At 38.4% G+C, this 9056-nt stretch carries 8 protein-coding genes and 2 rRNA genes; 6 read left to right on the forward strand and 4 right to left on the reverse strand.

Features of this window, described 5'->3' with window-relative positions; genetic code table 11:
- The first annotated feature begins 24 nt into the window (after positions 1–24).
- Genes AC13CS_RS01050 through AC13CS_RS01060 form a run of 3 tightly spaced genes read left to right on the forward strand, consistent with a single transcriptional unit; the run spans position 25 to position 1622 of the window.
- On the forward strand, positions 25–543 hold the full coding sequence (locus AC13CS_RS01050) for a DUF6452 family protein (RefSeq protein WP_293165206.1): 519 nt from the start codon (positions 25–27) through the stop codon (positions 541–543).
- Positions 524–1279 carry a DUF6048 family protein gene (locus tag AC13CS_RS01055; protein WP_293165208.1) on the forward strand — a complete coding sequence of 252 codons (756 nt, stop codon included), beginning with the start codon at positions 524–526 and terminating at the stop codon, positions 1277–1279. Before AC13CS_RS01050 ends, AC13CS_RS01055 begins: the two co-directional genes overlap by 20 nt.
- 1 nt (position 1280) lies before the next feature.
- Positions 1281–1622, forward strand: a complete 342-nt coding sequence (locus tag AC13CS_RS01060; RefSeq protein WP_293165210.1) for a VOC family protein — start codon at positions 1281–1283, stop codon at positions 1620–1622.
- 149 nt (positions 1623–1771) lie between these two features.
- Here AC13CS_RS01060 and AC13CS_RS01065 read toward each other — a convergent pair whose 3' ends face one another.
- The gene (locus tag AC13CS_RS01065; RefSeq protein ID WP_163627394.1) at positions 1772–2929 is read right to left on the reverse strand and encodes a THUMP domain-containing class I SAM-dependent RNA methyltransferase; all 1158 of its coding nucleotides are present in this window, start codon (positions 2927–2929) and stop codon (positions 1772–1774) included.
- 56 nt (positions 2930–2985) lie between these two features.
- Between AC13CS_RS01065 and AC13CS_RS01070 the strand changes: the two genes are divergently transcribed.
- The 3 genes from AC13CS_RS01070 (at position 2986) to AC13CS_RS01080 (ending at position 7872) form a co-directional block, all read left to right on the forward strand.
- Entirely contained in the window at positions 2986–3672 is a 687-nt protein-coding gene (locus AC13CS_RS01070) for a ZIP family metal transporter (RefSeq protein WP_293165214.1), read from the forward strand.
- 140 nt (positions 3673–3812) lie between these two features.
- Positions 3813–5570, forward strand: a complete 1758-nt coding sequence (locus AC13CS_RS01075) for an Ig-like domain-containing protein (protein ID WP_293165216.1) — start codon at positions 3813–3815, stop codon at positions 5568–5570.
- Positions 5571–5625: 55 nt separating this feature from the next.
- Positions 5626–7872, forward strand: a complete 2247-nt coding sequence (locus AC13CS_RS01080) for an Ig-like domain-containing protein (RefSeq protein WP_293165218.1) — start codon at positions 5626–5628, stop codon at positions 7870–7872.
- A 19-nt stretch (positions 7873–7891) separates the two neighbouring features.
- On the opposite strand, the gene trhA is transcribed toward AC13CS_RS01080, so the two are convergent.
- The 3 genes from trhA to AC13CS_RS01095 all read right to left on the reverse strand — a co-directional run.
- Positions 7892–8527: a PAQR family membrane homeostasis protein TrhA gene (gene trhA / locus AC13CS_RS01085; RefSeq protein ID WP_293165220.1), complete on the reverse strand. Its 636-nt coding sequence runs from the start codon at positions 8525–8527 to the stop codon at positions 7892–7894.
- Between the two features lie 82 nt (positions 8528–8609).
- Positions 8610–8721: ribosomal RNA gene (gene rrf / locus AC13CS_RS01090) — 5S ribosomal RNA — on the reverse strand.
- 192 nt (positions 8722–8913) lie between these two features.
- Positions 8914–9056 (reverse strand): 23S ribosomal RNA (locus AC13CS_RS01095); the annotation flags it as partial.

The following is a 9056-nucleotide window of genomic DNA, read 5'->3' on the forward strand; positions in this document are numbered from 1 at the left end:
AATTAAAATCCACAGCTAACCGGAATGAAGAAAATAATCCCCATCCTACTTATTGCATCAATGCTCTATTATGTTTCTTCCTGTGAAAAGGATGATATCTGTGTTGAAGGTGACACACCACTGATGGTCATTGGTTTTTTTAACATTGATGATACTACGGCAGTAAAAAGAGTTTCATCGATACGGATCAAAAGTTTGGATATAGACAGTATTTTGACCAATGATTCTTTTAGTGACAGAGCAAATTCGCCAGATTCATTGATGGTTCCCTTAAGGAGCAGTGCAACAAGTACCATGTACCAGATTATTTCTGGTTCACGGGACGATGATGAAACGGAACAGGAAATTGGGAACATTGACACCTTAACCATTTCTTACGACCTTGGTGAAGCTTTTATCTCAAGGGCCTGCGGGTTTGTGGTCAATTATAACAACATCACCGTTACCGTACCGGAAAGTGCCGAGAATTGGATCCAAGATATTAAGGTCGTTCAACCTAACGTAGAAAACACCGATAACATCCATGTCAAAATATTTCATTAGCATTTTTATTGGCCTGCTGCCAATTTTGGTGCAAGCACAAAGTGAACCTATCGACCTTCAACAAAAGGATACAATTGAATATAAAGATCAGTATGGGCTTCGCGTAGGTGCAGACATTAGCAAATTGGTACTTTCCTTTATGGATGAAGATTACACGGGCTTGGAGCTGGTGGGCGACTACCGACTTACCCATAAATTGTATTTGGCTGCCGAATTAGGGAACGAAACCAAGAGGCAGAACGAAAGTTTGAACAACACCCTTTTATACGATTACGAAACCTCGGGAAGCTATATTAAAGCAGGTGTGGATATGAATACCTACCAAAATTGGTATGGAATGAACAATGCCATTACCATTGGGGGGCGTTATGCGGTGGCAAGTTTTAACCACACCTTGAACGATTACAGCCTTTACGAAACAAACCGTTTCTTTAATAAAGAGTTTTTGCCCGGCGAAAACCCCAACCGTGAATTTAGCGGATTATCTGCGTCTTGGCTGGAATTTGTTGTGGGTGCAAAAGTTGAGCTGTTTGCCAATATTTTTGTGGGCATGAGTGCCCGATTGGGCTTTTTGATCACCAATACTGAAGATGAAGCGTTTCCCAACCTTTGGATTCCCGGATTTAACAAAGTGACAGAAGGGAGCAATTTTGGTGTGAACTACAACTATTCCATCTCTTACTTTATCCCACTTTACAAAAAGTCCAAAAAACCAAAAGAAGATAATCAACAATAATATGGAAACTACCCGTATCGACTATATCGAGTTTAAATCAAATGACATTGAAAAGACCAAAGCATTTTATTCTCAAACCTTTGGTTGGACTTTTACCGATTATGGCCCAACCTATACCGCATTTTCAGAAAGTGGGATCAATGGTGGTTTTGAGCTGACCACTGAACCTATCACCAATGGGGTTCTGATTGTACTATACCATAAAGACCTAGTTGCAATAAAAGATAAAGTAATTGCGGCAGGGGGCTCTGTGACCAAAGAGATTTTTGAGTTTCCGGGAGGAAAAAGATTCCATTTTACGGATTCTTCTGGAAATGAGCTTGCCATCTGGTCGGAAAAATAAAAGGAGCCACATTGGACTCCTTTTATAAAATTTGGTTGAGTTAGTTAGTCGTGTTATAAACACATCACCAAATCTAAACAATTCTTTTGCACTAAGCCAAATCAATTTTTATACGATTCCTCATCCTTTTAAAGTACAGGTAGCCGACCTTAGCTCTGTTTTTTCGCCTTTTTGCTTCCTTCATAAATTTCATACTTTACCAGTCTTGCTTCCAGTTTACCATTAAAGGTCTTTATTTTTTTGGAAGTTTTAAGGCCTATGTGCTTTAGCGCCTCCAAGTTGGAAGTAATCAACCAGATATCCGTACCTGGATAGATCTTTTTAAAGGTGTCCCCCATTTTGCCATAGAAAATTTCCATATCAATGGGCAATCGCTCTCCATACGGTGGATTGAACAACATGTGTAATTTACCATCAACTGGTTTGTCCACTCTAAAAAAATCCTTTCGCTCCACGGTAATGTAATCCGACAAATTGGCGTGGTCCACATTTTCTTGTGTTTTTCTTACCGCAGATGGGGCTTTATCGTAACCAATAATCTTATGATGGAACTCTCGCACCTTTTTTAAACTCGCATCCACGATTTTAGTGTGCAACTCAGCATCATAATCGTTCCAATGCATAAATGCATAAGACTCCCTATTAATGTTTGCAGGTATATTGCAGGCAATCATTGCAGCTTCAATCAGAAAAGTTCCGCTACCGCACATGGGGTCAAAGAAATCCGATTGCCCATCCCACCCACTTTTAAGCAACAGACCGGCTGCCAATACTTCGTTGATGGGCGCAATATTGGTCAACATACGGTATCCCCTTTGATGAAGGGAGCTCCCGGAACTATCCAAGGAGACCGTACAGGTATTATTATAAATGTGTATGTTTATTTTTACATCGGGATTTTGGGTCTTTACATTGGGGCGTTCCCGAACCACTGCCCTAAACTTGTCCACGATGGCATCCTTGGTCTTTAGGGACACGAACATGGAGTTGTCAAAAACCTCTGTATTGGCAATACTGTCAATGGCAAAAGTTTTTCCTACATCAAAAATTTCGGGCCAATCCAGATCATAAATATGCCTGTAAAGATCCTTTTCATTAAAAACTCGAAACGTTTTTATGGGTTTAAACACCTTTAAGGCCGTTCTAAGGCAAAGATTTGCCTTGTACATAAAACCTGTATCTCCCTCAAAAGTTACATTACGGACTCCCTCTTCCACATGGCCAGCTCCCAAATTACGGAGCTCCTTCGCCAAAATAGGTTCGAATCCGTAAAGGGTTTTGGCCATCATCTTAAAATTTCCTGCCATACTATCTTAAAAACTTTCTGCAAAAATAGGCTATTTTTGCTCCTTTAATTCCACCTATGGATTTTCCTTCCGCTATTATTTATATAATACCCATCTTGGCCGTTTGGGCCGGTTTTGGATTTGTTTGGTTCACAAAACCAAAGAACAACAACAATATTAAGCTCTTGTTGGCTTTTAGTGGAGCATTTCTGTTGTCATTAACTTTTTTTGAGCTGTTGCCCGATGTTTATAATGGCCATGACCCAAAAATAATTGCCCTGTACATTTTGGGAGGGATACTTTTGCAGATATTCTTGGAGTTTTTTTCCAAAGGGGCCGAACACGGGCACATGCACGTCCAACTAAAAGAAAACAAATTTCCCACCTTGTTATTTTTGAGTCTTTCCATCCATGCTCTGGTCGAAGGTGTGCCCATTCATGGAAACGATTCCATTTTGTACGGCATCATCATCCACAAAATTCCGATAGCCATTATCTTGAGCATCTTTTTGATCAATTCAAAGATGAAACTTGTCACATCCCTATTATTTATTGCTGCATTTTCTTTGATGACGCCTTTGGGCAGCTATGTCTCCACATCGCCTTGGATGGAAAATTATGGACATCTGCTCACGGCATTGGCCATTGGGGTATTTTTCCATATATCCACCGTTATTTTGTTTGAAAGTGCGCAAGGACATGCCTTCAACTTGCGAAAATTAGTGGTGATCATCTTGGGAATTGGGATGGCTTACTTTGTATAGGAAGGTCAATAATGCATTTCCAGCAAGAAGATTTGCTGAACGTAACATCATTTACGTCTTAACGAATTTTCTTACTTTTCAAGGTGATCTGATTTGTCTTATTTTTAAAAAGCTTAGATTTCGTTTTTTTAAATCTCACAATGAATTCAACCAAACTAAACTACCTTGTCCTTTTTGCTGTTTTTATTCTATTTTCCTGCTCTTCTGATTCCGAAGACCCTACTCCAGAGCCTGATACCGTAGCACCAACACTGAATTTTACCATTTCGGGAACCTCCAGTGGTTCCGCACCCATCGTTGTAAGCGACCAGATGGAAATTAACATCAACGCACAAGACGCGAACGGCATTACAAAAGTGGAAGTCTTTATCGATAATGAAAAAGTTGGTGAGGACACTAGCGCACCATTTAAAATAATAGTTGATTTATCAGGGTATACAGCTAAATCTTTGACTGCCAAATCCCAAAATTATACTCTGCGTGTAAATGCCACGGATACCTCAGAAAATACTTCCTCCAAAGAACAAACAATCACTATTGAATCAAAGACCCAACTGATAACCATTAATTTTCCGGCACAAGTCGAAAATCCAGAGTTAGTAGATTTTTACATATTTGCCTCGCGCATGTCTGGCGAACTTTTAGGTATTGCAAAATTGGAATCAGGTCAAAAAACAGTTTCCATAAGTACAATCGAAGATATTGGCGAGGACGAAGAGTATATGTTGACCTTTGCCCAGAAGTTTGATGCTTACAATGGGGAAACCAATCAATTGGCTACCATTCAAAACATCGAAATTTCCGTTTTAAAAGAAATCAACATTAAAAATTATCCGATTTTTTCCTCTAACTTTTTTGAACGTGAAAGTCCGGAGAAATTCCTCATTGAAGGTTTTTGGGATGAGAATACCGCCGAAACCATAGCCATAGGTGCTCAAGGGTTTGATTATGGTATCAGTGGAAACAATTGCAGCTGCAATTATACAGGTCAAAACAACACTATTTCAATCGCACGGTACAATGAACATGGCAACGGATTCGCCACAGATAAAATCTATTTCAATTTGGTCAATACCAATCAAAACACAGCACAATATGCATTTTTAGACAAAAGCATGTTCCAAGAGGGGTTTAAACTAATTCCCGAACTGTTTTCTACTGAAGGTATGTCATTGGAAAGCTTTGAATACCTCAATTTGGACACTTCAAATTCTAAAGGTCCCAATCTTAAAATATTTGTTTACGAAGATGGTATTGATTATTTGAACAATATCTTTCACACAATATACCCGTATACATTTAATTCAAATATTGAAACGGAATTCAATTATTGGTTGGACAATAATTTTACTAACTATATCACTGAACTGATTTACCTCAATTACAAAATAGATCACACTGGACAACCATATCAAAACTACAATGGAAACGATTGGACATTGAGCCATACTTTTCAAGATGAAACTTTTACCGTAAATAAAAATACGGAAAATCAGGATTTTGTTGGCAGGATTGGTATATCAGATTCCTTTTCTCCAAAAAATGGAGGCCAATCAACCGTATTGGATGGACTCAACTCAACCTATAGATGGCATATTTTATTTGATAGCCAGAACAATTCAACGGTACGGTTACCTGTAATACCCGAAGCCCTACAAGAATGGGTGTTTATTGACAAATACAATAGTCAAACTTTTGAAAGTTCAGAAAATAGTGACCAGCGACAGCTGGAAGTTATCAAATATGAGAGCCTTATTTCCTATAATGACTATTTACAAAAAGTAATACAAGACAACGAAAAATGGTATATGGTTTCTCCCGAAAGGGAAGCCATATTTGATAACCCAAGCTTTTGGAGCGATAACTACTTTTATCCCAACCACTTTTTGTTCGACTAGGACAACAAACCAAAATACACTTAAATAACCATCACAATATTATATAAAGAAGTAAATGAAAAATCTGGAAAATTTCAATCGAATCATATTGTTAGGTATTACAATAATAACGTTCCTTTCCTGTTCCTCAGATTCTTCGGACCCGGCTCCAGAGCCTGATACCGTAGCACCCACCGTAGATTTCACAATAGCTGGCATATCAGATTCCTCCAACTCTCAAACCGTAGTGGTCAGCAGTCAAATCCAGATAAATATTGATGCAGAAGATAAAAGTGGTATCGCAAAAGTGGAAGCTTTTATTGACGGAGAAAAAGTTGGTGAGGATACAACTGCACCTTATCAAATAACTATTGATGTATCTGGTTTTGCTTCCAAAGTGGCTTCAACAGCAAAATTTCAGGATTACGTTCTAAAGGTTGTAGTAACAGATTCTTCCGGAAATAGTACATCTAAAGAACAAATAATCAACATTGATAATGAGATTCCTGTTATTTCAAATCTTTCTATTTCAGAAAATCAAATAATAGGAGGTGATTTTAACGAGGTAACTTTTGAAATCGAAGAAAACCAAGGTTTGGAATCCGTTGAAATCTATATCAACAACCAACTGTATCAAGAACTTGATACGGACAATTTTAATTTCAACTTGCAAACGTCAGAACTTACAGATGGAGCAAACACACTGAAGATTGTAGCACGAGATTTAGCGGACAATATTGCTCTTTTTGAAGTTCCTTTCATTTCTGACAACACAGGTCCTGAAATATCCATTGAGAATTTATCCGACGACCAGATAATTGATGGTACAATTACCATAGCACCCAATCTTACAGATGAATATTCCGAATTGTTTTCGCTTTCCATAGAAATTGATGAACAGGCACTTTTAGCAGTTGAAAATCCCGGAAATGAGTCTTATGTCTTTAATTCCTTACAGTTTCCAACGGGTCCTGGCACATTCAAGATCACAGCTAAAGATGTTTTATTGAATACTACGGAGGTTGAAGTTCCAATAACCATTTTAAGACGTCTGCTAGAAGTAAATGTTCCTGCCAATTATTTTCACAGTAACCTCGAAGTAATACTTTTTCTTTCCAAATTGGATGGCTCTCTATTGGATGAGGCCATAGTTTCACAAGATGAACAGCAAATTGTTTTTAGAACTGCTTTAGATTTGGAACCGGAGGAAAAAACGATGTTAACCTTCGCCTTGAACAGTCCTAGCCCCGGTAATGATTTCGCAAGATTTTATTCCATTTCTGATATTGACATCAATAGACTTCCTATCATCAACCTAGACTATAAACCGATATTGGAGCACAGCTATCAATATTATGAAGCGAGTGGTTTTACAACGGATGACATACATGCGGTAAGGGCTGCAAGTACCAAATATCAAGGTAATTTGGTTTGGGATGATCCCAATAAATTCCAATTCTATAATATGGATTGTTCTACTTGTCCTGCATACGAAATGGAGAATTACTACTTTATAATACTAGATTCTGATACACAACCTTACCAATATACATGGATACCCGCTCCGATTGATGCTAATACCATTTTAGATAAACAAAACTTTACCACAGCAGGTATCGAACAAAGATTCGTACAGGCTTACAACCTCCCATCGAGTAATTACCAACTACATTTGGAAATATTGGGTTATTTAAATGAAGAAGAGTTTAGAGGTGATTATTATCATCTAATGGATGAAAATTCAATAAGCTATTGGGAACTAGGCCCCAATGGCATTGGATATAATTACAATGATGACTTTGAATCCTACGCTACTAAAATCAAACTACGCAATTATCAACCCTCAACTCAAGGTTACCAACTTACAAGTTTTGGAGCAGTAATCGAGTCATTCACAATTCCTGACTGGACTGTTGATTGGGTTGAAACAAGTAGGGTAATTACTATAAACAAATCTGGTTCAGGTGATATATTGGGAAAAATCGAACTTGGTATAGATAATCATGGAGATGAAAATTTTGTTCCGTACGATTGGAACATCATTTTCAACAGTGCTGAAACAAGTTCGGTTAAACTTCCAGAATTACCTGAGACCATAAAATCATGGGATTTTTATTCCGATTTTGTGGAAAAACCTCTCTTCATTCAACAAGTGGATATCAAAAAATATGAAGGAATTTCTGATTATAACGATTACTTACAAAAAGTGATAAAAGATAATAAATCCCCTCATTTGGCATCTCCTAGAATAGAAAGTGTATTCAATAGAAATCCATTGGCTACCAGCGATTCCTTTGATTACTATTATTGGCTATTTGATTAGAACTATACTCTTGATCAATTTAGTTTAAGATTTCAAGTACTAGGCACCAATGACTTATTGCCCCTCCCAATACAAAAAAATGCCATATTAAATGATTATATGGTATTTTTTTTACTGCATAGAATAAGATACCAATGGTATAAAAAGCACCACCAGCAGCAAGGTATATTAGTTGGGATGAGGACATATGCTCCAGTAGATAAGATAAATCAATCACTATGAGCCATCCCATGACCCCATAAAGCACTAGTGAAAAGGCTTCAAACTTACCGGTGAAGAATATCTTGAGTATGGTACCGAAAAGAGCTATTCCCCATACCAAGTAAAACAATAAACAACCCTTGGACGGTAACAGTACCGATAAGCATACTGGAGTATATGTTCCAGCAATCAAATAATAAATACTGATATGATCTAAAACCCTGAGTCGTCTTTTCAATTTAGGGTTTTGCACTGCATGATAAATGGTTGATGCCGTAAACAATACTATCAATGAGGAAGTATAGGCAACAACACTACCTTTCATATACGGTATACTTTCCAAATCATTTTGAAAAAGCAATATGCTGCCGATTACTGCCAATATAATTCCGAGAGCATGGGAATAGGCATTTAGTTTTTCTTCTAGTAGGACAGGATTGGATTGGGTACTCAATGGGATGCTATATTTTGTGCGTATAAATATACCTCAAAAACGGAGCATAAAAAAAGCCCCTCACATATGTGAAGGGCTTCAAAGAAGGCGGCGACCTACTCTCCCACCTGGTGTGGCAGTACCATCGGCGCAAACGGGCTTAACTTCCCTGTTCGGAATGGAAAGGGGTGGGCCCCGTCGCCATGGCCACCTAGATTTTAATGCCAAACTTTTACACTGAGCGAAGTCGAAGTGTGCTTTGGCATCTCTTTGCATGAACATCGAACCTTGCCGATGTTCATGCAAAGAGAACAGTCTTTTAATATGACATATTATGGGACGGACCTTGCGGTCGTCAAAAAAGAGCCAACGAAGTTTGTAGTTTTAAGGAACCGCCGAGAGGGCGGCTGCGCAAGCTTACGGGCAATTAGTACCGCTCGGCTGCATGCATCGCTGCACTTCCACCTACGGCCTATCGACGTGGTCATCTCCCACGGCCCTTTAAAGAGATCTCATCTTGTGGCGGGTTTCGCGCTTATATGCTTTCAGC

The sequence above is a fragment of the Flagellimonas sp. B-3 genome (genome assembly GCF_056857835.1).

What these genes read in the sequence shown, in the direction of transcription:
- AC13CS_RS01050 (WP_293165206.1), top strand. Translation starts at nt 25, where the DNA reads ATGAAGAAAATAATCCCCATCCTACTTATTGCATCAATGCTCTATTAT.
- AC13CS_RS01055 (WP_293165208.1), top strand. Translation starts at nt 524, where the DNA reads ATGTCAAAATATTTCATTAGCATTTTTATTGGCCTGCTGCCAATTTTG.
- AC13CS_RS01060 (WP_293165210.1), top strand. Translation starts at nt 1,281, where the DNA reads ATGGAAACTACCCGTATCGACTATATCGAGTTTAAATCAAATGACATT.
- AC13CS_RS01065 (WP_163627394.1), bottom strand. Translation starts at nt 2,929, where the DNA reads ATGGCAGGAAATTTTAAGATGATGGCCAAAACCCTTTACGGATTCGAA.
- AC13CS_RS01070 (WP_293165214.1), top strand. Translation starts at nt 2,986, where the DNA reads ATGGATTTTCCTTCCGCTATTATTTATATAATACCCATCTTGGCCGTT.
- AC13CS_RS01075 (WP_293165216.1), top strand. Translation starts at nt 3,813, where the DNA reads ATGAATTCAACCAAACTAAACTACCTTGTCCTTTTTGCTGTTTTTATT.
- AC13CS_RS01080 (WP_293165218.1), top strand. Translation starts at nt 5,626, where the DNA reads ATGAAAAATCTGGAAAATTTCAATCGAATCATATTGTTAGGTATTACA.